At 36.2% G+C, this 21824-nt stretch carries 14 protein-coding genes, 2 tRNA genes and 1 pseudogene; 5 read left to right on the top strand and 12 right to left on the bottom strand.

What is annotated here, in order from left to right:
• The first annotated feature begins 23 nt into the window (after nt 1-23).
• Together ybaL and ACFIJR_RS06765 are read left to right on the top strand one after the other, a co-directional pair.
• Nucleotides 24-1775: a YbaL family putative K(+) efflux transporter gene (ybaL, locus tag ACFIJR_RS06770; protein ID WP_375627221.1), complete on the top strand. Its 1752-nt coding sequence runs from the start codon at nt 24-26 to the stop codon at nt 1773-1775.
• Nucleotides 1776-1790: 15 nt separating this feature from the next.
• Entirely contained in the window at nt 1791-2744 is a 954-nt protein-coding gene (locus tag ACFIJR_RS06765) for a YbhN family protein (RefSeq protein ID WP_375627219.1), read from the top strand.
• Nucleotides 2745-4052: 1308 nt separating this feature from the next.
• On the opposite strand, the gene ACFIJR_RS06760 is transcribed toward ACFIJR_RS06765, so the two are convergent.
• Nucleotides 4053-4128, bottom strand: a tRNA-Lys gene (locus ACFIJR_RS06760).
• A 437-nt stretch (nt 4129-4565) separates the two neighbouring features.
• On the opposite strand from ACFIJR_RS06760, the gene ACFIJR_RS06755 reads away from it, so the two are divergent.
• Entirely contained in the window at nt 4566-6134 is a 1569-nt protein-coding gene (locus tag ACFIJR_RS06755; protein ID WP_375627217.1) for a TerC family protein, read from the top strand.
• 608 nt (nt 6135-6742) lie between these two features.
• On the opposite strand, the gene ACFIJR_RS06750 is transcribed toward ACFIJR_RS06755, so the two are convergent.
• The 4 genes and pseudogenes from ACFIJR_RS06750 to ACFIJR_RS06735 all read right to left on the bottom strand — a co-directional run bounded on the left by ACFIJR_RS06750 (nt 6743) and on the right by ACFIJR_RS06735 (nt 8768).
• Entirely contained in the window at nt 6743-6871 is a 129-nt protein-coding gene (locus tag ACFIJR_RS06750; protein ID WP_375626294.1) for a hypothetical protein, read from the bottom strand.
• A 307-nt stretch (nt 6872-7178) separates the two neighbouring features.
• Nucleotides 7179-7325, bottom strand: coding sequence for a hypothetical protein (locus ACFIJR_RS06745; protein WP_375653853.1), 147 nt, complete (start codon nt 7323-7325; stop codon nt 7179-7181).
• Between the two features lie 391 nt (nt 7326-7716).
• A pseudogene (locus ACFIJR_RS06740) lies at nt 7717-8140 on the bottom strand (YbfB/YjiJ family MFS transporter).
• 551 nt (nt 8141-8691) lie between these two features.
• A tRNA-Arg gene (locus ACFIJR_RS06735) sits at nt 8692-8768 on the bottom strand.
• A 263-nt stretch (nt 8769-9031) separates the two neighbouring features.
• Here ACFIJR_RS06735 and ACFIJR_RS06730 point away from each other — a divergent pair.
• Both ACFIJR_RS06730 and ACFIJR_RS06725 read left to right on the top strand, forming a co-directional pair.
• Nucleotides 9032-9805 (top strand): NAD kinase, encoded by a 774-nt coding sequence (locus ACFIJR_RS06730; RefSeq protein WP_375627214.1) that lies wholly within the window; start codon nt 9032-9034, stop codon nt 9803-9805.
• Nucleotides 9806-9950: 145 nt separating this feature from the next.
• Nucleotides 9951-11354 (top strand): DEAD/DEAH box helicase, encoded by a 1404-nt coding sequence (locus tag ACFIJR_RS06725; protein ID WP_375626225.1) that lies wholly within the window; start codon nt 9951-9953, stop codon nt 11352-11354.
• 58 nt (nt 11355-11412) lie between these two features.
• Here ACFIJR_RS06725 and gltX read toward each other — a convergent pair whose 3' ends face one another.
• From gltX to ACFIJR_RS06690, 7 genes are all read right to left on the bottom strand, one after another.
• Nucleotides 11413-12786, bottom strand: coding sequence for a glutamate--tRNA ligase (gene gltX / locus ACFIJR_RS06720; protein ID WP_375653852.1), 1374 nt, complete (start codon nt 12784-12786; stop codon nt 11413-11415).
• A gap of 10 nt (nt 12787-12796) precedes the next feature.
• A complete protein-coding gene (locus ACFIJR_RS06715) occupies nt 12797-14458 on the bottom strand; it encodes an NAD+ synthase (RefSeq protein WP_375626229.1) in 1662 nt (553 codons plus the stop codon).
• Nucleotides 14459-14581: 123 nt separating this feature from the next.
• Entirely contained in the window at nt 14582-15961 is a 1380-nt protein-coding gene (locus ACFIJR_RS06710) for a class II 3-deoxy-7-phosphoheptulonate synthase (protein WP_375626230.1), read from the bottom strand.
• Nucleotides 15962-16029: 68 nt separating this feature from the next.
• A complete protein-coding gene (gene gor, locus ACFIJR_RS06705) occupies nt 16030-17421 on the bottom strand; it encodes a glutathione-disulfide reductase (RefSeq protein WP_375653850.1) in 1392 nt (463 codons plus the stop codon).
• Nucleotides 17422-17625: 204 nt separating this feature from the next.
• Entirely contained in the window at nt 17626-18195 is a 570-nt protein-coding gene (locus ACFIJR_RS06700; RefSeq protein ID WP_375626233.1) for a DUF2059 domain-containing protein, read from the bottom strand.
• 105 nt (nt 18196-18300) lie between these two features.
• Nucleotides 18301-19005 (bottom strand): ribose-5-phosphate isomerase RpiA, encoded by a 705-nt coding sequence (gene rpiA, locus ACFIJR_RS06695; protein ID WP_375651896.1) that lies wholly within the window; start codon nt 19003-19005, stop codon nt 18301-18303.
• Between the two features lie 482 nt (nt 19006-19487).
• On the bottom strand, nt 19488-21746 hold the full coding sequence (locus ACFIJR_RS06690) for a ComEC/Rec2 family competence protein (RefSeq protein ID WP_375653849.1): 2259 nt from the start codon (nt 21744-21746) through the stop codon (nt 19488-19490).
• Between the last annotated feature and the right edge of the window lie 78 nt (nt 21747-21824).

The following is a 21824-nucleotide window of genomic DNA, read 5'->3' as shown; positions in this document are numbered from 1 at the left end:
TGATCAAGAATAGTAAATAATCCATGCTCCACGACACACCACTTATCACAACTATTGTTGCAGGTTTATGTTTAGCATTTCTCTTGGGAATGATTGCTAGCCGTTTGCGTATTTCACCACTTGTAGGCTATTTGTTAGCTGGTGTTATTGTGGGACCCAATACAGGCGGATTTAAAATAGATTCCGTCATCATTAATCAACTTGCTGAAATTGGCATTATTTTGCTGATGTTTGGTGTTGGGCTCCACTTTTCATTAAAAGATCTTTTATCTGTCAAAGCTATTGCTGTCCCCGCTGCTATTGCACAAATGGCATTTTCTACTTTTCTAGGTTTGTGCCTTGGTTTGATTATGGGATGGGGCTTCAGTGGTAGTTTGATCTTCGGTCTTGCTTTATCCATAGCAAGTACTGTTATCCTGCTACGTGCTTTGCAGGAGCGTCATCTTATTGAAACAGAAAAAGGACGCATTGCAGTTGGATGGTTGATTATTGAGGATTTAGCAATGGTCCTTATACTTGTTCTCATCCCTTCCTTGGCAAGTGCCATCAGCAATACCAAAAAAGAAGCGTTTGATCCTCTTGTTCAATGGTTGGATTTAAGTATTTGGGGTATTTTTGGTCTCACCATCCTGAAAGTGATTGTATTTATTGCACTTATGCTCGTCATTGGGCGACGCGTTATCCCATGGCTTTTAAAAATGAGCGCACAATCGGGATCCCGTGAATTATTTCGTCTTAGCGTCTTTGCTATTGCATTAGGAGTAGCTTTCGGAGCCGCTCATTTATTTGGTGTTTCCCTTTCTCTTGGTGCTTTTTTTGCTGGTATGGTCATGAGTGAATCAGAATTAAGCCACCGTGCCGCAGAAGAATCTTTACCACTGCGCGATGCCTTTTCTGTTCTCTTTTTTGTTTCTGTAGGCATGTTATTTGACCCAGAGAAACTCTTAACTCATTTTTTTCCTCTCTTAGCAACCTTATTCATTATCGTAATCGGAAAATCTGCTGTTGCCTTTTTCATCGTTAAGGCTTTTCGCTATTCTAATGCAACAGCTTTGACTATTTCTGCAAGCCTTGCCCAAATCGGAGAATTTTCCTTTATCCTTGCTGGTTTAAGTTTAAGCTTAGGACTTTTAAACAATGACGCTCATGATTTAATTCTTGGAGGAGCAATTTTTTCTATTTTGCTCAATCCTCTTGTTTTCATTGCCTGTAATAAAATTAAAAAACGTCTAGAAAAAAATTCTGCATCTTCACAAAATGCCCAAACAATTATTGATATTGATCCACAAGATCCCGACCAAGATTTTTTACCGATGACCTTAAAAAATAACCATATCGTAATTATTGGCTATGGTCGTATTGGTAAGTGTGTTGCATTATCTTTAATAAATAGAGGTAAACCTGTAGTGATCGTAGAAGAATCAAAACGCCTCTCTGATAAAGCGATTGCAGATGGCTTTGAGGCTATTTGCGGCAATATCATTCAACAAGAAATAATGGACGCAGCAAATATAAATAATGCACATAAAGTTGTTATTACAATGCGAAGCACCATTGAAGTAGGAGAATGTATCGTGAATATACGTGATATGAAGAAAGATATTCATATAATCACACATGCATTATCCGACACAGAAACAGCATATCTCATTGATTTAGGTGCTGATGTTGTAGTAACGGATGATGAAGAAATTGCCAATGGCATTATGGAGTATATAACGGAACGAAGATCTGTACGGAATACGCTCAACCATGAAAATTTACAGAAAACATAAAATGGATAAAGAATCGTGAAAATAAAGCAATTTATATGGCCCTTGATTGGTATCTTAGCAATGCTGATATCTATTCGGATTCTTTATATGAAACTCTCTGCCATTTCATTTGGGGATGTATTGGAGCGCTTGAGCGATTTAAATGCACAGCATTGGTTACTAGCCTGTTTATGTTCTCTCCTAGCTTATGCTGCTCTTGCTGGATATGATCGAATTGCCTTGCAACATCTAGGGCATAAAATTTCTTGGATTTTTATCGCTATATGTTCATTTACAACCTACGCTCTTTCACACAATATCGGTGCTTCAGTTTTTTCTGGTGCCGTTGTGCGCTATCGTGCCTATAAAATGAAAGGATTAAACGGAACAGAAATCGCAATATTAGTAGGTTTTTGCTCTTTTACTTTTGTAATCGGAACAATCTTACTTTTGGGAATCGTTTTGGTGCTGCAACCCGAAATTATCACCCTCATTCACAAAGAACTTCCTGAATGGTTAGGAACAACGGTTGGAGCAATTTTACTCAGCTGTATAGCACTTTATACGTTTGGTAGCTGGCTTCAGTTAAAACCCTTACGCTTAGGTAAGAAAATTCAACTTTCTTATCCACGGTTGAAAATTGTTATTCAACAGCTTCTCATTAGCCCTCTAGAGCTTTTAGGAGCAGCAGGAATTATATATGCTGTTCTCCCACACAATGCAGATATTCATTTTATCTCTGTTCTTGGTGTTTTCCTAGCATCTTTTACGATAACTCTTCTCTCCAATGCTCCAGCAGGAGGAGTAGGAGTTCTTGAAGCTCTCTTCATAACAGGCATGCCCAATATAAATCCAACCGATGTTATTGCAGCACTTATTGTCTTTAGAATGTTTTATTTGATTATACCGCTCATCATTTCATTATTTGTGGTCGCCATTTTTGAAGCGCATCAATATTGGAAAAGAGCCTCCAAAACACCACCTGAATAAATAAAAGGCTATCAACGACTTCTTTTTTGTATGCCTATAAAGATTATAATCTATACTAAATTCGATTGTATATGTAAATTAATACAATCATTATTTGTATTTATCTTTTTTATATTGAAACTTGAAGGTCCCCTTTTATAAGAATCTTACTTTACGAAAAACATAGAAATATTTATCTATTTTCCTTCAAAAAAACTCCCATAAAATTGGATACTAAAAGTACTATTTCATAGTGTAATCGATTTTTATGTTAGATAAAGCACATGATTGCAAAACTTTTTGCAAAAAACAAATGCGCAAAATTAAAAACCTCTATCTGAAAATAATTTCATTTTATTGTTTGAAAAGAAAATTTATTATAGATAAAGAATACCTAAAGAACCCTTTTAATGAAAGAGCAAGCCTGCACCATTATACTATTTTTCCAATGTTGTGATAACTTTTAGCGCTTCAGAACGTTAATAAGAATCATTTTTATGCTTTTCTTCAATAGTCTTTATCCACACGTTAATCTCATTTATGATGCAAAAATAATAATTTTAATTAATTCATTATAAGAGGGATTGAAACAAAAGAAGTTTATTACAATAAAGTTTTTTTCAAAAAAAGAATAATTAATTATTATAAATCAATATATTATAATGATTCTGAGCAGCTTTCTTAATGTTTATCTTTTTAGCGGTTAAGCTAAAGGCAAAACAGTATAGCGTAACTGTAAGGTCTAATATTTAAAAACTTGAAGCCTTATTAAAGCTTATTTTCTGTCGTTTAGCAGGTATTAGCTTTAAACAATTAAACTGATCTAATTTTATTCCTGTTATGTCCATCTAACTACTTTGTTTTATCTTGATTTATCCTCTTGGAATACTGATGATTATTACAGAGATTTTTTGTTTAAGTAGGAGAGTTATCAAAAAATATCCACGCTACTGACACAACTAAAATGTAAAGTTTCTTCTATCTTTAAACAATATGCCAAAAATCCAAAAAAAATTTAATCAATTTATATTAAAAGAAGTGAAAACTGTTGATTTTTATACCCCTTTAATAACACAATTGTCGGTAAGAAACTTCTCCTTACCAATTGCGATTAAAAAAAAGAAACAATACGCATTAAAAGATCTTTAAATGTCTTTTGGAAGTTCTTTAAGCCCTCTAAAAGTACAAAACCTGATGACTAAGCTATATCAACAATCTTCACTTTTAAACAAACGCATATGGGGAAATCCTACTTCCCAATTTTATTTAGCAACTCGTATCTTAAAAAATTTACGCAATCAATTAAGTTATTTATGGTATAAAATCGAATGGTGGGTGATGAGGGGATCGAACCCACGACCCGCTGATTAAGAGTCAGCTGCTCTACCGACTGAGCTAATCACCCATAAGCTTCCCAAAAGATGAGAATGAGCGTTTCTATAACGCTCCTAAGGATGGATGTCCAGATATTTTGTTGTTTGTTATATAGACTCATTGTCTGTAAGGTTAAAAATATGATATTCTCCACTTGATCTTATATAAAAATAAACCCATTATAAGAAGCTTTATAAATAAATGTTCTGATTGTTATACAGAATCTATAGTTGGAGGATTATCGAGCATAATGCCCGAGCAAAATTTAGAGGAACCTTCTTGTGGTTTTAAGCGGGATGGGGCATCATTTTGTTTTATCAGTAATCACATGCATTCAAGCAATATTTTGCTGGTTTTTTCGTTGAATATAAATTTTTTTACATTCAATGTTCATGATCCAATATACGAATAAAAGCCTATGAATTTTTTTTGTCAATCGCGCGCTTTTAAGCTTCTAAAAGGTAAGGAATGATGGAATGGATCACTGATCCCCATGCGTGGTTTGGTTTGATCACGTTGGTTTTTCTCGAAATTGTTTTAGGAATAGATAACCTTATCTTTATTGCAATTTTAGCTGAAAAATTGCCACTGCATTTGCGTGACCGCGCACGCTTTCTAGGTCTTACTTTAGCATTAATTATGCGGCTCTTCCTTCTTACAGTTATCGGATGGGTTATGAGACTCGATAGGGTAATTCTTTCATTTTCATCTTTTGTCTTTAGTTGGCATAGCTTTATTTTAATCGGTGGTGGAGCCTTTTTGCTCGCAAAGGGAACGCTAGAATTACATGAAAGGTTAGAAGGGGTATCACATGAAAGAAAAACAGGCGTTGCTTATGCTGTTTTTTGGCAAGTAATTGTTCAAATCGTGGTGCTGGATGCCGTTTTTTCACTAGACAGTATTATTACCGCAACAGGGATGATTGCAAAAGAGCAGGCAACAGTTATGTATATCGCAGTCATAGCTGCTATGGGAGTAATGATGTGCGGATCTGGTGTTCTTATGCGTTTTATTAATCGTCATCCCACTATTGTAATCCTCTGTCTTGGTTTTTTGATGATGATTGGTTTTACTCTCATTGTTGAAGGATTTGGTTTTCATATTCCAAAAGGGTATTTGTATGCTGCTATTGGTTTTTCTGTTCTCATTGAAGCTTTTAATCAAATTGGACGTCGTAACCGTGAAAAAATGATTAAAACAAATGATCTACGCAGTAGAACAGCTGATGCTGTTTTGAGGCTCTTAGGAGGAGGAAGTAAAGATAGTCATCTTGCTGAGACTGTAGATGTTATTGCTGAACAGGCTGCAGCTTCTGAGTTGTTTAGACCAGAAGAAAAGGAGATGATTCGTGGTGTTCTCGATTTAGCTGATCGCCCTGTTCGCTCTATCATGTCGCCGCGTAATGAGATTGAGTGGTTAGATTTAAATGCTGATGAAAATGAAATGCGTGAAGAATTACAAAAGGTTAAACATAGCCGCTTAATTCTTGCGCGTGAAAAAGTAGATGAATTTGTTGGCGTTGCGTTGACAAAAGATCTTCTTTTGAATTTGGCTGAGGGGAAAAAAATTAATTGGAAAAAAGCTATGCGAGAACCCCTCGTTGTTCATGAAAATACAAGTGTTTTACGATTGATGGAGCAATTACGTCATTCTTCGATTCAGCTTGCAATTATTGTTGATGAACATGGATCTTTTGAAGGAATTGCAACACCAACCGATATTCTTGAAGCTATTGCAGGAGACTTTCCCGATGACGATGAAGAACTCATGATCGCAGAACAACTTGAAAATGGCAGTCTTCTTGTTGAGGGATATGCTGATATCCGCCGTTTAAGTGGTTATCTTGGGCGTAACCTTGTGGATGAAGCAGATCGTTATACGACTCTGGCAGGCTTTATGCTTTGGCAGTTTGGTCATTTACCAAATGAGGGAGAAAGTTTTGAAACTGATGGTTTACACTTTAAAGTGATTGAAATGGAACGCCGAAACATATCTAAAATCCTTATTTCTCCAATTGTCTTACCAGAAAAAAGCTAATTCTTTTTATAAGCAAGATGAATAAAAAGATTTTTTTATGATTAAAAATTGAAAAGAATAAGAAGTTGATGACTTAATTGCATTTCATTATTTTTATATTTTTTAAGCGTAAAGTAATGAACATACAAAAGTTATGTTATCAATAAACTTTCCATTATAAAAATTTTCATTGATGATTTACAAAAAGCTGTAAGAGAAAAAATGATGCAAAATTATTTGTCAATGGTCATTAATCTCAAAAATTATGAATATATACAACATATTGATTTATAATAATTATTTATTATAACATTAGCTTCACATCAAGAAATCATCTTTCAAACATCAGATTTCTGCCAATGGATAGAACTCCGCCATTGTTGGGTTCACTCAACTGATAATGGCAGGGTTACACTAGACTCTGGTTCCTATAATTTTTTGAGATCTTCTTGATATTTCTTATCTTTTGTTTCGATAAATTTAGCTATTTTTTTCCTTCCAAGAATGAAGCTCCACCTCTCTGGAAAGCTCTTATTAAGAACTTTGTTTTTCTTCCACATGGCTCATATTTTTTGCTACTTTTGCAATTAAAGTGTAGCTGAGTTTCTTAGATTTCACCACTTCTTTAGCTAAAGCCAATGCACGTTCAAGATGAGTCTTTTGGGTATTTTCATCAAAGCTAAATGATCCCCTGCACTGAAACTTTGATAATAAGATTGTAAGGTTGCAACATTACCCAATAAAGCCAGTGCACCAATATGAAGTAGCTATAATCTGCATCATCTATCTTGATAACCTTATTGCCTCAACTTCACTCTTTTGCCAAGGTAGTGCTCCATATCTGGAATAAAAGCATTTATGAAGATCAATTTTTTCTATCGCCTATTTCAAGAGATAATCAAGCTTAATTCCAACCAATCCGCATATATTTCTTCTTCACAAACTCTCAACCCCTTTTTATAAAAATCAAGTTGTAGATCTTGTAAATGCTGAGAATTGATAGGGATCAATTACCATGCAGGCAGTAGCTAAAATACCAGTACTAATCGAAACTCCAACATCAAATTACGGATAACCTTTGATAATTGCGTCATTATAAAGAATTTGTACTTCACAATCTGGTAGTTGATAACGTGCTGAATAATTATCTACCTCTTTAATTTTTTCAACAGACCAATCAAGATTTTTGAAGAACACTGTTGCACTCTCCATGGCTAAAAAATTCTTTGCTCTACCTCAAAAGAGGTTGTATCCATATCAAAAGTCAAAAGCGAAGCAGATTTTTGCAAATAAAATTGATAACGCCGTATAAGAGAAGAATCTTATCATAAAAAACACACAACAAAGTCAATAGTTTGTGTGAAATTATTTCATATGAATTCCATTTAGAATTCACACTTTATACGTGATTCAATTGACCATTTTTTATAAACAATTGCCATGTATGAATAGACTATAAAAAGCAAATTATGATGCAAATGTTATAAGGCATGTAAACATTCAAATAAAGTGAAAAGCAGCTATCATTCATAACAGTTCATAAACTTTATGATACGTTTTTATCACACACAAATCGCATTGTTAAAAACGTAATCGTTTGAAATTATCGATAACATAAATTGCATGCGCTTAAAGAATAGCATACTTCAAACCAAATGTTTGTCGCATCACGCGCCCTGTTCAAACTAATAATAACATATTCATTACCTAATAGAATACCAACTCCTGCACCTGCATAAAGCGAAGCAATAATCCACCCATTATGGCTATGCTGCATGACCATAATAGAACCCAAAACCACCATTGCTGCACTCGCAACACGAGAAGCAAAACGGATCAAGTGTTAACGCCATGGAAATAATAAGTGCACTCATTACTATAGCTGCACAAGATAGCATGTGAGGAGCAAGAGATATATTCCTAATTCTGCCAAACGTAAAGAACATACTCCCAACTAAATAACCACCGTAATTAGCGCTAGCTATATAAAAAAGTTGATTAAAGGTAAACAATCCCTCATCCAACATAACTGGCAATATTGGTGTATAGAGAAATCACCCGATACCCATTCTCAAAACCATAATAACCATACCGAATACAGCGTTTTGAAACAATTCAAATTTTGACGATTATTTTTATCCCCATTATTATTCCTTTAACTGGTGATATTCCTCATCCGCGTTCCATCTCACCATAAAAGCCTTTAGCTCGAAAAATAGAATAAAAGCAAATTTAGCTATCTATTTTAATGCTCAAAACAACATATTTAGCGATCTACTGTCAAAAATGCCAGATCAATTATACAATAACATATTGAATTAATTATGTATTTTTATGTTATAAATGTTTTATAGTTAAATTGAAAGCATATTTAGATAATCTTGCTTTTTTATCTCGATATTCAAAATGACTAACCGAGAAGTTATGTACACAACCGTAAATCTTACTTCTCTTAAAATCATTTTCTTCTTCGCTATAAAACTTAATAAACAACTCAAATGGACCATTTTCATGAAAGAGGAAATTGGCTTCTTTTTTGGTAATATTGTTATTTAGAATGGTATGCAGTTGAAGAATTTGGTGCACCCGACAGAATTCGAATCTGTGACCTCTGCCTTCGGAGGGCAGCGCTCTATCCAGCTGAGCTACGGGTGCTTTAAACTGATTATTAAAATCAGTTATGGTCTTTTAACTAATCATACTCTTAGCTTCAATGCTAAATTATCATTCTAATAAAAAAATTACTTGTTTGTAACTTATCTAACGATGCACTCCTCTTACTTTTCAATGATACTTTACCTTGAAATAACTTCTCTTTATTCAATGCTCTTTTTATTATAAAAAGAGCTTTTGTTACAACTTCAAAACTCTCAAAAATAAGTTACAACATACATTATAAATATCAGGATAATTTTTTAATGACTACATTACCAAGTCGCTTTCATTTTATTTCCGCAGAAACTGAGGACGCTATCAAAGCTACCCATAAATTAATTTCCGTTTATGGTCATTCTTCTCTGGAAGAAACTGATATTGTTGTTGCAATCGGTGGTGATGGGACAATGTTACAAACCGTACGAGACGTCATGAACACAGGCAAACCTATTTATGGCATGAATCAAGGTTCTGTAGGATTTCTTATGAATGAATTTCATGAAAAAAAATTGCCCAATCGTATTGCTGTCGCACATAAAAAAGAAATCCATCCCCTGCGCATGATTGCAAAATCTGAATATCAAGATTCTATCGAGGCACTTGCAATTAATGAAGTATCCCTCTTTCGGCAATCTTATCAAGCCGCAAAAATTCGCATCACCATTGATAACAATGTACGCATGGAACAATTAAGTTGTGATGGTGTCCTCGTCGCTACACCAGCTGGATCGACCGCCTATAATTTATCAGCGCAAGGACCTATCTTACCTCTTATGGCTCCTCTTATGGCCCTCACTCCCGTTAGCCCTTTTCGCCCTCGGCGTTGGCATGGAGCTTTGCTTCCCAATACAGTAACAGTGCGCTTTGATATGCTTGAACCTGACAAACGCCCTGTCAACGCTGCTGCAGATAATATTGAAGTTAAATCTGTCCATTCAGTTACTATTTCAATGGCAACAGAAGTAACAGCTTCAATCCTTTTTGACTCAAATCATTCATGGGATGAGCGCATTTTATCAGAACAATTTCGCTATTAATGATTGTATTATGCTTTTTATGTGTATATGATTGTTATAGTTAGTTTTTTTGTGAAAACATCTTAACACTCTTAAGAGTATAGAATATTGGTTATAATTATCATTTAGATAGCGCAGTTAAAATCACAGAGCAATTGATAAAAAAATGATACCATCTTTAAACAGTTTTGCTGATTTAGGTCTTTCCGCAAAAGTTATTAATGCGGTGGAATCAGCGGGATATACAGCTCCAACACCTATTCAAAGTGAAACAATTCCACATGTCCTTCAAAGAAAAGACGTTTTAGGAATCGCCCAAACGGGAACAGGTAAAACCGCTTCTTTCGTATTGCCTATGCTCACTCTCCTTGAAAAAGGTCGTGCAAGAGCACGAATGCCCCGTACGCTCATCTTAGAACCAACACGGGAAATTGCAGCTCAAGTTGAAGAAAATTTCGACAAATACGGAATAAATCATCGTTTAAATGTTGCTCTTTTGATTGGTGGAGTTTCTTTTGAACTCCAAGATCGCAAACTTGAACGGGGAGCTGATGTTCTTATAGCAACACCAGGGCGCCTTCTCGATCATTGCGAGCGCGGTAAACTGCTCCTGATGGGCGTTGAAATCCTTGTTATTGATGAAGCTGATCGCATGTTGGATATGGGCTTTATTCCTGATATTGAACGCATCTGTAAGCTAACTCCTTTTACACGTCAAACTTTGTTCTTTTCTGCAACAATGGCGCCAGAAATTGCAAAAATAACAAAGCAATTTTTACATTCTCCTGTTTCTGTTGAAGTTACAAAAGCATCCTCAACCGCAACCACAATTACACAGCGGCTCGTCAAATCGGGAAGTAAGTCATGGGATAAAAGAGCTGTTTTGCGAGAACTTATTCATAATGAAGGTGCAGAACTTCAAAACGCTATTATTTTCTGTAATCGGAAAAGAGATATCTCTGAACTTTTTAGATCTCTCATCAGACATAATTTTAGTGTAGGTGCGCTTCATGGAGATATGGACCAATACTCGCGCATGAGCACATTAGCTGATTTTAAAGACAATAAACTCACACTTCTTGTTGCATCTGATGTTGCCGCCCGTGGACTTGATATCCCCGCCGTAAGCCATGTCTTCAATTATGACGTTCCCACACATGCTGAAGACTATATTCATCGAATTGGTCGTACAGGGCGTGCAAATCGTAGCGGAAAAGCTTTTACAATTGTCACAAAAGCTGATCAAAAATATATCAATGCCATTGAGGAAATGAGTAATGAAAAAATTGAATGGCTCAATGGAGATCTCTCAACTTTAATAGCCGATGATCAAACAGAAGATATTGTTGTAAAGAAAAAATCTTCAAAATCACCAAAGAAAACTGCTCCAAAAGAGCCTGTTGCTCACACTAAAAAATCTGTAGAAGAGAATGAAACAGAATGTATCAAAAATGCAAATGATAAAGAGAAGCCATCTGAGCAACAACGCCCACGAAAAAATAAGAATTACACGCCCCTTGGATTTGGTGATGATATTCCTGCTTTCATGCTTATAAAAACGTGTAAATAAATTCGCTCTTTACTCTCTTTAAGAGTGAAATGAACGAAATGCTTAAAAAAAGCCGCTCTTATTTCCTAGAGAGTCTTTCTGCTACCTTTTCACGCCCTAAAAGCTGCAAAATTTTTCCCATTTCAGGTCCATGATCCATGCCTGTAAGTGCCTGACGTAATGGCATAAATAAAGCTTTTCCTTTCCGACCTGTTTTTTCTTTTAATGCTGTTGTCCAAATTTTCCAACTTTCCTCATTCAAAGCACCTTCAGGTAAGAAATCGAGTGATTGACGCACAAATACACGATCCTCTAGTGCCACTGTATCAAAATTCTGTTCATCATGAATGATTTTCCACCACAAAACAGCATCATTGACTTTATTAATATTGTTTCTTATCGCGTTCCAGAAATATTCCGCCTTATCTCCCTCAATAGAAAGTTTTTTAAGGCGCATTTTTACTTCTTCATAGGTTAACTCATGGACAAGATGACTATTCAAAGCAAGAAGATCAGCAATATCAAATTTTGCAACGGATCTTGACGTATCTTGGAGATTAAAATGCTCTAAAAGCGCTGCTTGATTAGGATAGGGATGCACATTTTGCGATGTCCCAATCAAAACGGCAAGGCATTGAACAGCTATAGATTCAAATCCTTCTTCCCTTAGAGAACTAATAGAAAGATCATTGTTACGTTTTGAAAATCCTTTTCCTAAAACTGTCGCCAATAAATTGGTATGAGCAAAAACCGGTAATTCTGCATTAAGAGCTTTAAAAATAGCAATTTGAGCGCCTGTATTTGTAATATGATCATCCCCACGAATAATATGCGTAATAGCCATATCTACATCATCAACAATAGAGGGCAATGTATAAAGATAGCTTCCATCTTCACGAATAAGAACAGGATCTGAAAGAGAAGCCAAATCAATCGTCTGCTTTCCCTTTATTGCATCATTCCAGCAAACTTCTGTTCGCTTTGTTTGTAAAGGATCACTTTCAAAATTAGGAAGAAGAAAACGCCAATGGGGTTTACGACCTTGAGATTCAAAGTTTTTTTTCTCTTCTGCTGTCAATTTTAATGCTGCACGGTTATAAATAGGAGGCAATTTGCGTGAAAGCTGGATTTTACGACGTCGCTCTAATTCTTCTGCAGTCTCATAACAGGGATAAAGAAGCCCGCGTTGTTTGAGAATTTCCGCAACTTCATCATATCGATTAAATCGCTTAGATTGGTAATAAATTGAATCTGGTTGAATACCAAGCCATTCAAGGTCAACAGCAATAGCATCGATATATTCTTGTTTAGAACGTTCAACATCTGTATCATCATAGCGCAAGATAAATGCTCCTTTATGCGCTTGCGCATAAAGCCAATTGAAAAGCGCAATACGGATATTGCCAATATGAATATAACCTGTTGGAGAGGGAGCAAAACGAACTTTAACCATAAAATAATACTCAATTTTTATCGCGAAAATGATTGACTATGGGATAGCGACGATCGCGTCCGAAATTCTTGTAACTGATTTTTACACCGGGTGCAGATTGTCGTCTTTTATATTCGGCACCATAAAGAAGCTGTTCAACTTTCTCAACAGTTTCCCGTGAATACCCACGTTTAATAATATCACAAATACTCATGTCATTTTCTATAAGAGATTGCAAGATATCATCTAGAATAGGATAAGGCGGAAGAGAATCTTCATCTTTTTGATTTTCCCGCAGCTCTGCAGAAGGCGTTTTTTCTATAATATTGGATGGAATGACAATTCCTTCTGGTCCTTTCAAATTGTGCAAGTGATTTTTATTGCGCCACTCAGCTAATGCATAAACCTGCATTTTATAAATATCCTTAATAGGATTAAACCCGCCATTCATATCACCATACAGTGTTGCATATCCCACAGCCATTTCCGACTTATTGCCTGTTGTCACTACCATTGAGCCAAATTTATTGGAAAGTGCCATTAAAATAGTCCCACGTACACGGCTTTGAAGATTTTCTTCTGTCACATCAGACGGCAACCCTAAAAAAACTGGCGCCATTGCGTTCAAAAAAGCTTCAACAGGTTGCTCAATCGGTATTATTTCATAATGACATCCTAGAAGTTGTGCACACTCTTTAGCATCTTTTAACGATTCTTGTGAAGTATAATGATAGGGCATCATAATGGTGCGAACTCTCTCAGAGCCAAGAGCATCCACCGCCATTGCCGTACACAGGGCTGAATCAATTCCTCCTGAAAGACCAAGAATAACATCCTTAAAGCGATTTTTATTAACGTAATCTCTCAACCCTAAAACACAAGCTTGATAATCGGCCGCTAATCCATTGAGAAGACTTTCATTAGGACCTGAAATACAGTGCCATCCCGTCGTTATTTTTTGCCAATGGCTCAAAGCAATATGGCTATCAAAGTGCTTCATTTGAAATATCTTTTTTCCTTCTCCATTCAAGGCAAAAGACCCACCATCAAAAACGAGCTCATCTTGACCACCAACTTGATTAGCATAAATAATTGGTACCCCAGATCGTAGAGCTTGCGTATGAACAACATCTATACGTTTTAAGGTTTTATTACGATAGTAGGGAGATCCGTTAAGGACAAGAATAATTTCCGCTCCTTTATTACCAAGCTCCGCACAAAGTGAAGAATCATTCCAAATATCTTCACAAATCACTATTCCTAGTCCTACCCCACGATAGATAAGAGGCTCAGGTCGTGGGCCTGAAGAAAATAAACGCTTTTCATCAAATTCAGCATAATTAGGTAGATCAAACTTCAAATTTTCGGCAATGACTCGCCCTTCATCAAGAAGCATGACACCGTTGTAAATATTGCCATTGCGTCTTAATGGAAGACCAATGACAATTCCTGGTCCACCTACGGTTATCTTTGCTAATTTCTTAACAGTCTCTTCACATGTTTTTGTAAAAGCAGGTTTTAGAACAAGATCTTCCGGCGGATAAGCGCTTATAAAAAGTTCCGTGAATAAAACAAGATCAGCCCCCTCTTCTTTGGCCTTTTGATGTGCCATGGCAGCTAAAGAAAAATTCCCCTCAATATCACCAACAATAGGATTTAATTGGGCAATTGATACCCGAAAATCATTTTTCATAAGCCTTTGTATCATTTCATCAGTTTAGCAACCACAACTTTATTCTTCATCATCAGGAAATATCACTTTTTTAAAAATTCTCTTCTGCCATAATGACCTAAAAGTATATTAGGCAAATTTTTCCTACCCACCAGCAGCAATTCCTAACGAATCATTCGCACGATTTTTTTTAAGGAGTTCAGCAACAAGAAAAGCCAATTCTAACGCTTGATCTGCGTTTAACCGTGGATCACATTGCGTATGATAACGATCAGATAAATCGTCTACAGAAATAGCATGCGCCCCTCCTGTACATTCAGTAACATCACGACCTGTCATCTCAATATGAATACCTCCTGGATAAGTTCCCTCTCCACGATGCACTGCAAAAAAATTCTCTACTTCTTTTAAAACATAATCAAAGGGACGCGTCTTATAACCATTGGCAGTAATTGTATTGCCATGCATTGGATCACATGACCATATAACCGCACGCTTCTCACGTTCAACGGCACGGATGAGTTTAGGCAGATAACTTTCAACTTTATCATAACCAAAGCGCGTAATGAGAGTAAGCCGCCCCAGTTCGTTTTCAGGATTTAAAATATCAATTAATTTTAAAAGCTCATCAGGTTCAATGGAAGGACCACATTTTAATCCTATAGGATTTTTAATGCCGCGACAATATTCAACGTGAGCATGGTCAATCTGACGTGTACGGTCACCAATCCATAACATATGACCGGATGTTGCATACCAATTTCCTGAAGTTGAATCAATCCGAGTCAAAGCCTCTTCATAACCAAGCAACAGTGCTTCATGACTGGTATAAAAAGATGTTTCACGCAATGAAGAATGTGTTTTGGATGTAATCCCTATAGAACGCATAAAATCAATTGATTCAGAAATACGCTCTGCCAATAATTCATAACGTTCCCCCTGCGGACTGTTAGAAACAAAACTCAACATCCATGTGTGAACATTTTCTAAATTAGCATAGCCACCTTGTGAAAAAGCACGCAATAGATTAAGTGTTGCCGCAGATTGGCGATAAGCCATAGACATCCGTTGCGGATCTGGAATACGAGAACCGGCTTCAAATTCAATGCCATTAATAATATCCCCACGATAAGCAGGAAATTCAACTCCCTCTTTGCTTTCGATATCAGAAGAGCGAGGCTTTGCAAATTGACCAGCAATACGACCAATTTTAACAACTGGTTTAGAACTACCAAAGGTTAAAACAATCGCCATTTGCAAAAATACACGAAAAAAATCACGGATATTATCAGCTTCATGTTCTGCAAAGCTTTCGGCACAATCACCACCTTGCAATAAAAAAGCTTGTCCTTTTGCAACGGCTGCTAATTCATTTTTTAAATCACGTGCTTCACCGGCAAAAACTAAAGGAGGATAGCTTCTCAGTTTTCGTTCAACATCTTCTAACATAGACTTATCCGGATAAGTCGGAACTTGTTTAATTGGCCTTGTTCTCCAGGAGTCAGGCGCCCATTCTTTTATCATTACACTCTCGCTAAAGATTAATCTTAAAGATTGGCATATCAAAAGCTTTTTACCGCAATATATGCTGTTTAACTTTCTATTTTCTTCCCATTTTCGTATATATAACTTGGTTTATACATCGTTACCAATTCTTCTGCCATCGTTGGATGCACGGCCATCGTTTCATCAAAGATATCCTTCGTCAGCTTTCCTTTGAGAGCTATCCCTATAAGCTGTGCCATCTCACCAGCGTTTTCCCCTAAAATATGAGCACCCACAACAATACGGCTTTCACCATCAACAATGAGTTTCATAAGCATTTTCTCTGAACTCCCAGAAAGAACATTACGCATAGGACGAAAAACTGTACGATAAATTTCAAGACGCTTATAACAACGCACCGCATCTTCTTCTGAAAGACCAACTGTTCCAATCTCTGGCTGAGAAAAAACTGCCGTCGTAATTAAATCATAATCAGGTGTCGTGGGAATATTCTCAAACGCAGTCTTCACGAAACACATTGCATCATGAATCGCTACAGGTGTTAATTGAATATGGCCTGTTACATCACCAACAGCCCAAATATGGGGTATATTTGTTGTCATTCTTTCATCAACAACAACTGCACCAAATTCATCCACTTGAACACCTGCCCGCTCAAGTCTTAAACCCGTTGTATTTGGTACACGCCCCGTAGCCAACATAATCTGATCAGCACTAATCGTTTGCCCATTTGATAAAATAACTTCATAACAATTTTCTGCAGCCTGCACTTTAGAAATTGTTACGCCATAGAGAATAGAAATCCCTTTTTCAATCATTGCGTCATTAAGCAATTGCCGCAAATCATGATCAAAACCACGAAGGATTAAATCACCACGATGGAGCAGCGTTGTTTTTACACCTAATTCATGAAAAATATTAGAAAATTCAACACCAATATACCCTCCACCAACAATGACTATTGATTTTGGGAGTTGATCAAGGTCAAAAATCTCATTAGAAGTGAGGCAAAATCCACCGCCTTCTATGGAAGTATTTGGTGCAACTTTTGCCCCTGTTGCAATCAAAATTTTTTCTGCACTTACCCGCTCACCCGTGGCAGAAAGCTCTAATGTGTGATCATCTACAAAAGTAGCACGACTTTCATAAATATGCACATTGTTATTCTCTAATCCCTTACGATACAGCCCTTCTAACCTTGATATTTCTTTATTTTTAGCCGCAACCAACTTTTCCCAACTAAAAATTGGATCCGCATATTCCCACCCAAAACCAATACTTTTCTTAAATTCTTTTACATATTGTGATGCATAAACATAAAGTTTTTTGGGAACACAACCACGAATAACACAAGTGCCCCCTATCCGATATTCCTCTGCTATAGCAACACGCTTACCGAGTCCTCCAGCAAGCCGTGCTGCACGCACTCCACCAGAACCACTTCCAATAACAAATAAATCAAAGTCAAAAGAGCCCACGAATTATTCCTTCTTATGTATCTGCAAGAATAGGCTAAGATCATTTATTATCAAATGAAAGTCTTTTTTTCTTTTGAAGAAGCATTTTTTATAAAGCCGTATTCTAAAAAGACCTACTCTCATTAAAATATTAAAAACGGCGGGAAAACCGCCGCTATTTAAAAAATCAGAAATTGCCCAGTGGTTGTCATGATATTAATCAAGCTATTTTTTATTTTCTGAAGATTCTGATTTTATAGGCATATTTGTAGGCATAGTAGACTTATTCAAATTAAGTATTTCAGACATCTCTTTTTTCACATTTTCTACAAGATCCCGCATAAGCGCAGAACGCCATACATCAAATGCTGAATAAGAATCACGTGCGATATTGGGGACTTCTGTCAAAAACTTTTTACCGGTATCAGAACTGTAGAATGCTGTTATTGCATCAAGCTCTTTTTGAGTAAAATATTTTGCATATACATGAGCAATCTCTTTTTCTAGATCAGAGCGCCTTTTAATTAAAGCAAGCGCCTGCTTATCAACAATATCAGAAATTGCCTCTGCCAAATTTGGATCATCCCTCATCAGTGCAGTTTTAAGATCGTCTACCGCATTTGGTAAAAAACTATCAAACTGATCCGTTGCGTGAATGGCACTTATAGCCTTTCTAGCTGAAGCTAAATGTTGATCGCTCACACCTTGTGCATAAGCCATTCCAATATTCACAATAAAAATAGCAATTGCACCAAAATATACGACAAAACGCTGAAAAGAAAATATTATTCTCATTTAATGATTACCCCGATCGCTAATTATAATTTTAATTCGTTTTCTATCTAAAATCTTTAAGATCTTTTTTTACTGTGCTAACATATCGTCATGAAACTGTCTTCTCTAAAAATCAAAAGATTCTAAAATTTTTGTTTGACCATCAGCCATAGCTACAATTGCACGTGAAGCCAATCCCAAAAAAAGGCCATGCTCAACAACACCAGGAATGGAAAGAAGTGCGTCCGATAATGGTTTTGGTTGCAAAATGCAGCCCCAAAATGCATCAAGAATAAAATGACCACCATCTGTTTCAAAAGGATTTTTTCCATTCATTCGCAATGCAATTTCTCCAGAAAGCCCTAAATCATCAGCGACTTTTTCAATGGTTCTGCATGTTGTGTGGATACCAAATGGATTAACTTCAATTGGTAGTGCAAAAGCACCAAGTCTTTTTACCACCTTTGTTTCATCAGCAATGACAAGCATTGCACGAGATGCCGATGCTACAATTTTTTCATACAACAATGCTCCCCCTCCCCCTTTAATGAGCATCATCTCAGGACCAATTTCATCTGCTCCGTCAATATCAAGATCCAGCTCAGGTATTTGTTCTAAAGTGCTAACAGGTACTCCAAATTTACGACAGAGTTGTTCAGAATATCTTGAAGTAGCAACACCAGTCACATGCAAACCATCCGCAACACGCTCGCCTAGAAGACGAATAAACTCATTGACTGTCGAACCAGATCCGATACCAAGCCGCATACCATCTTCAACAAACTCAAGCGCTTTTATAGCTGCCATTTTTTTTAACTGCTGAACATCCATGAATGACTTTGCCTTTTATCCGTATAAGCAACATTTATCACCCCTATTACCATCGATAATAATGATAATAAAAGATAACCTCTTGACGCAATCTATTTAAATTTACCATCATCTCTTGCTTGAAGAGATGTTACTCGTTATAGAAATATATGATAAGAATAAAATAGAATAATCAACAATTATCTTTTTTATTTCTTTGAGAAAATTTGTTAGCATTTTTCTCATTCAATAAGAATTTTTGATTTATCTTGTGCTATCAATAGGATGCACAAAGATGTGCATCTTAATTTTTTTTGAAAAATTTAAAATGATTAGATATAAAAATCATCTGTTTCTAGAAAACTCTAGATTATTATCCCGTTTTAATGACTTTGATAAACTTACTAATTTAAATACCGCAAAATTTTATCAGAAAAGTCTTCTATTATTTTTTGTTTTGTCATTATCCAAATGTGAAGCAAAATATGATAGATTATATTTTTTTATGAATGCTGTCTGTGCATATTCCATGGTCTATGAAACCCTAGAGAAGACCAAATAATATCTCCACCTTTGGTCATCATAACACTTCCTCGTGATAACAATTGTTGAGGCATAAATATTATTTTTGCCTTCTTGTAACAAGTTGGATTATGCATCACAAATGTCTGAATGAGAATATCTGCCTCTACACATTGATCTGTTTCTCTTTGTAAAACAACTACTTTTAATCCATTCTCTAATAATGACGTACATACATGATAATCACAAATAAATTGTCCGTGCAACGAAGGACCATATTTTGTTGGTTTAATCGTTTCATTCACACGAAATGACTTTTTCCATATGGATGTCGTGAACTTAGAAATATGGTAACGATCAATATATAATTTTTTATCATGGATAACGCCCACGAGACGCATATTATCTGCTATAATCAGTTGTATAGGTGAATGCATTACACAAATAGAAATACCAGCCAAAATAAACAAACTAAAAAAGAGCCGGATGGGTGTTTTGCAAAAAGTCAGTCCAACCAAGCCTATACTCAATAAAACCAACGCAGATAACGGCATAAAATCAGGATTCAAATCAGGAGAAATAGCCTTGATCGCAAGCGCAATCTTTATCACAAGATCAACACCAAACCCCATAATTTGAAGGGGGAGCCATTCGAATCCTCCTAACATTGCGAGAACTGCAATTAATCCAAAAGGAATGACGAAAATTGAGATGACAGGCAAAGCAAAAGCATTACTGATAACGCTCAAAGATGCCGTATTAGAAAAATGATAAGCAGCATAAATTCCACTTGCACTCCCTGCAACAAGGGAAGAAGCACATGTTGAAAGTATCGATAAGAAAGCAAAATTTATCACTCCTCCTCCAACATAAGAGGGGGTTGTTTTTCTTTTACGAAAAAATGATCTTCCACTCCACCAATCAAAAAAAGCGATCAAAGCAGCAGTCGCAGAAAAGGACATTTGAAAGCTAGGACCTAATATTTCATGGGGTGTAATCGCCAGAGTTATCAACCCTGCAATAGAAAAATTACGCATTGTTATAGCAGAGCGATTACACAATATAGCAACCAACATAACAGCAATCATCACAAAACTTCTTTGCGCTGATATTGCTAAGCCCGACAATAACAAATAAAAAGCTGTTATCATAAACGCAACGATAGCAGCAAATTTTTTACTGGAATAATAGGAAGAAAAAACTGGAAAAAATGCTAAAAAACTACGGATACTCAAAAGAACTATGCCGCTTAACAACGCCATATGTAAACCTGATATTGATAAAATATGGGCTAATCCAGCCGTACGTAATGCTTCATTTGTCTCATTTGAAATGCCAGCACGCTGCCCTGTTATGAGAGCAGCAGCAACACTCCCCTTTTCTCCTTCAAGGGCCATACGGATTCTTTGTGTCATCTTCGTGCGTAAATTTTCAATTTTCTGTAGAATGATAGTGAATATTCCATCAGGCTGCGAAACCGATATTTTTCTTGGTTTTCCTAAATAAACGCCTTGTGCCCCAATTCTTTTAAAATAATTATGAAAACTAAAATCGTAGCCTCCTGGACGCACTGGCCCAGAAAATGCACGAATCTTAACTTTCCCATATAGTCCATCACCAATTTCTAAGCCAGATGGCAAATATCTTGCCGATAAACGAATACGATGAAGACTATGGCGTAATATGGGCTTTTCTGTACTCAAAATATCCAAAACTAAACGAAATCCTCCTTTGGCGCCTGACTCAATAGAAACAATTCTTCCCGTCAATGTAGTGACAATGTCACTGCTTAACATGGGTGTTGCAATACGCCACGTTTCTATTTTTGCCGCTAAAGCACCCAATATAATACAAAACAGAAATCCCACGGGAATCCATATTTTTCGATAAAAACGTGCAACATAGAATATTCCCAGAAAAATACTGACCAACGCCCCCAATTGTCCCCAACTTGGTTCCCACTCTAAATGAAAATACAAAATGATTCCTAGGGCAAAAAAGACTAAAATCAGCGAAAAAAGGATACCAAAAGAAACTTCTTTACTAATACAATCTTCTAACCATTTGCGAAAAAAAATGATTATTTCTTTTAAGAGTGTCAATAAAAAAAGTTTTTGTTGGTTATAACTGCTGTTCTTTGCATCATCATATCCAGAAAAAACACTCTGCCCTATTTTGCATGGCTTTTTTCTTTCTGTAACAGATTTTTCGGATAAACCCTCTTTACTTTTATAAAACATCAGTCCCCCACTTTAACTCGCAATACGGCTATTGCACACCCCATCACTTATGCTAACATGACTTTTCTATAAAGTTCC

The sequence above is a fragment of the Bartonella sp. OD88NMGDW genome, assembly GCF_042193775.1.
Lineage (GTDB): Bacteria > Pseudomonadota > Alphaproteobacteria > Rhizobiales > Rhizobiaceae > Bartonella > Bartonella grahamii.
The sequence above is the reverse complement of the archived record's forward strand: the minus strand, read 5'-3'. Positions and strand labels throughout refer to the sequence as shown.

Bases quoted from the DNA above. Each gene is read 5' to 3' on its own strand.
- ybaL (WP_375627221.1), top strand. From the start codon at position 24: ATGCTCCACGACACACCACTTATCACAACTATTGTTGCAGGTTTATGT.
- ACFIJR_RS06755 (WP_375627217.1), top strand. From the start codon at position 4,566: ATGATGGAATGGATCACTGATCCCCATGCGTGGTTTGGTTTGATCACG.
- ACFIJR_RS06745 (WP_375653853.1), bottom strand. From the start codon at position 7,325: ATGGAGAGTGCAACAGTGTTCTTCAAAAATCTTGATTGGTCTGTTGAA.
- ACFIJR_RS06730 (WP_375627214.1), top strand. From the start codon at position 9,032: ATGACTACATTACCAAGTCGCTTTCATTTTATTTCCGCAGAAACTGAG.
- ACFIJR_RS06725 (WP_375626225.1), top strand. From the start codon at position 9,951: ATGATACCATCTTTAAACAGTTTTGCTGATTTAGGTCTTTCCGCAAAA.
- gltX (WP_375653852.1), bottom strand. From the start codon at position 12,786: ATGGTTAAAGTTCGTTTTGCTCCCTCTCCAACAGGTTATATTCATATT.
- ACFIJR_RS06715 (WP_375626229.1), bottom strand. From the start codon at position 14,458: ATGAAAAATGATTTTCGGGTATCAATTGCCCAATTAAATCCTATTGTT.
- ACFIJR_RS06710 (WP_375626230.1), bottom strand. From the start codon at position 15,961: ATGATAAAAGAATGGGCGCCTGACTCCTGGAGAACAAGGCCAATTAAA.
- ACFIJR_RS06700 (WP_375626233.1), bottom strand. From the start codon at position 18,195: ATGAGAATAATATTTTCTTTTCAGCGTTTTGTCGTATATTTTGGTGCA.
- rpiA (WP_375651896.1), bottom strand. From the start codon at position 19,005: ATGGATGTTCAGCAGTTAAAAAAAATGGCAGCTATAAAAGCGCTTGAG.
- ACFIJR_RS06690 (WP_375653849.1), bottom strand. From the start codon at position 21,746: ATGTTTTATAAAAGTAAAGAGGGTTTATCCGAAAAATCTGTTACAGAA.